Origin of the sequence: Streptomyces sp. ActVer (genome assembly GCF_027270795.1) — a bacterium.
In the GTDB taxonomy this organism is placed as follows: domain Bacteria; phylum Actinomycetota; class Actinomycetes; order Streptomycetales; family Streptomycetaceae; genus Streptomyces; species Streptomyces umbrinus_A.
Genome location: NZ_JAPWHT010000784.1, coordinates 1 through 2,390 on the forward strand (window position 1 = coordinate 1; position 2,390 = coordinate 2,390).

The window sequence follows — 2,390 nt, forward strand, 5'->3', positions numbered from 1 at the left end:
GCTGCGGGTCGCGGTGGTTGAGCAGCAGGACGAGTGCCTCGAAGGCTCGTCGGTCCCCGGCGAGCCCGAGCCGGAAAGCGGCCAACTCCCTTGCCCAGAGCCGCTGTTCGGGTGCGACGAGCACGTCGGCCAGTTCGTCGAGGTCGCCGGTCGAGGCCAGCCGTTCGTACGAGTACGACGCGGCCGCGCCCGCCTCGTGCCGTAAGCGCTGGGTGAGCGATCGCAACTCTTCGTCCATATCGCCGAAGCCTATCGGCGACGTACGTCACATTCACCGGGGACTGGCGCGCTCGTTACCCACCAGTTAAGCTCAATCGAGCGAGTTACCCACTCGCTGACTTGCTCGTGGTGGCCTGGTGACGCAGCCGCCGCGGGTGCTGGTCGGTTCGGTACTTCACGTACCTCAGTACGACACGGCTCCGGGACAGGGCCGGTCGGGTCTTCCTCACCGTTTCGTGGGCTTGCGTTCTCGCCCACTCACGGCGCCGGGCGTGTGCGCTTTCGTAGCCCGGCATCACCCGCAACCTCCGCACCGTGTGCGCCCGTCGGCGTATCCGGGTGCGTCCCTCAGTCGTCACTCATTCCTGGAGTCCCGCGATGGCCACTCCCCTGTCAGACCCTTCCCTGTCGCTCTCCGCGTCCCCGCTCAAGACGGTCGCCGTCGTCGGCCTCGGCACGATGGGGACCGGCATCGCCGAGATCCTGGCCAAGGCCGGCCGCGAGGTCGTGGGCATCGACATCAGCGAGGCCGCCGCCGCGCAGGCCACCGCCGCCCTGGAGTCCTCGACAGCCCGCGCCGTGCAGCGCGGGCGCATCACCGAGCAGGAGCGCGACGACGCCCTCTCCCGCTTCGTCACGTCCACGGACCTGCGTGCCGCGGCCGACGCCGACCTGGTGATCGAGGTGGCTCCGGAGTCGTACGACATCAAGCACCAGATCTTCCGGGAGCTGGACGGCATCGTGCGTCCGGAGACGATCCTGGCGACCGGCACCAACGCCCTGTCCGTCACGCGGCTGGCCGCCGACTCGGCCCGCCCCGAGCGGGTCCTCGGCCTGCACTTCTTCAACCCGGCCCCGGCGATGAAGCTGGTCGAGGTCGTCTCGTCCGTGCTGACCGCGCCGACCGCCGTCGCGGCCGTCACGGACCTCGCCCTGGAACTCGGCAAGGAGCCCGTCGCGGTCGGCGACCGCCCCGGCTTCGTCGCCGACGGGCTGCTCTTCGGCTACCTCAACCAGGCCGCCGCGATGTACGAGGCGAAGTACGCGAGCCGCGAGGACATCGACGCCGCCATGAAGCTGGGCTGCGGCCTGCCCATGGGCCCGCTGGCCCTGCTGGACCTGATCGGCGTCGACACCGCGCGTACGGTCCTGGAGGCCATGTACGCCGAGTCGCACGACCGGCTGCACGCGCCCTCGCCCATCCTCAAGCAGCTCAGCGAGGCGGGCCTGACCGGCCGCAAGTCGGGGCGCGGCTTCTACACGTACGACGCCCCGGGCAGCGCGACCGTCGTGCGGGACGCGTTGACTCCCCTGGAGGGCGCTTCACTGCTGCCCGGCCGTACCGTGCGCTCGGTCGGCGTCGCGGGCTCCGGCACCATGGCGTCCGGTATCGCCGAGGTCTTCGCGAAGGCCGGGTACGAGGTTGTGCTCGCCGCCCGCAGCGAGGAGAAGGCGCAGGCAGCCAAGGCCCGTATCGGCAAGTCGCTCTCCCGCTCCGTCGACAAGGGCCGGATGACCGCCGAGGCCGCCGCCGAGACGCTGGAGCGGATCACTCCGGCGGGCTCGTACGACGCCTTCGCGGACGTCGATCTGGCGCTGGAGGCGGTCGCCGAGGACCTGGAGATCAAGCAGCAGCTGTTCGCGGTGTTCGACAAGGTCTGCAAGCCGAGCGCGATCCTGGCCACCACGACCTCCTCGCTGCCCGTCGTGGCCTGTGCCCGCGCCACCTCGCGGCCGCAGGACGTGATCGGCATGCACTTCTTCAACCCGGCACCGGCGATGAAGCTGGTCGAGGTCGTGCGCACGGTCCTGACGGCCGACGACGTGCACGCCACGGTCCGGGAGGTCTGCGCGAAGGTCCGCAAGCACCCGGTGGACTGCGGCGACCGGGCCGGTTTCATCGTGAACGCGCTGCTGTTCCCGTACCTGAACAACGCGATCAAGATGGTCCAGGAGCACTACGCGACGCTCGACGACATCGACGCGGCGATGAAGCTCGGCGGCGGCTACCCGATGGGCCCCTTCGAGCTCCTCGACGTGGTCGGCCTGGACGTCTCGCTGGCCATCGAGAAGGTCCTGCACCGCGAGTTCCGTGACCCGGGCCTCGCCCCCGCGCCCCTCCTGGAGCACCCGGTGGCCGCGCAGCAGCACCACGACCGCGATGAACAGGC

At 70.3% G+C, this 2,390-nt stretch carries 1 protein-coding gene and 1 pseudogene; one reads left to right on the forward strand and one right to left on the reverse strand.

Annotated elements, in window-relative coordinates; genetic code table 11:
• A pseudogene (locus tag O3Q52_RS52000) lies at positions 1–238 on the reverse strand (adenylosuccinate lyase); the annotation flags it as partial.
• A gap of 359 nt (positions 239–597) precedes the next feature.
• Between O3Q52_RS52000 and O3Q52_RS52005 the strand changes: the two are divergent.
• Positions 598–2,390, forward strand: a 1,793-nt coding sequence (locus O3Q52_RS52005; RefSeq protein WP_269655387.1) for a 3-hydroxyacyl-CoA dehydrogenase family protein, incomplete at its 3' end; no start/stop codon positions are given.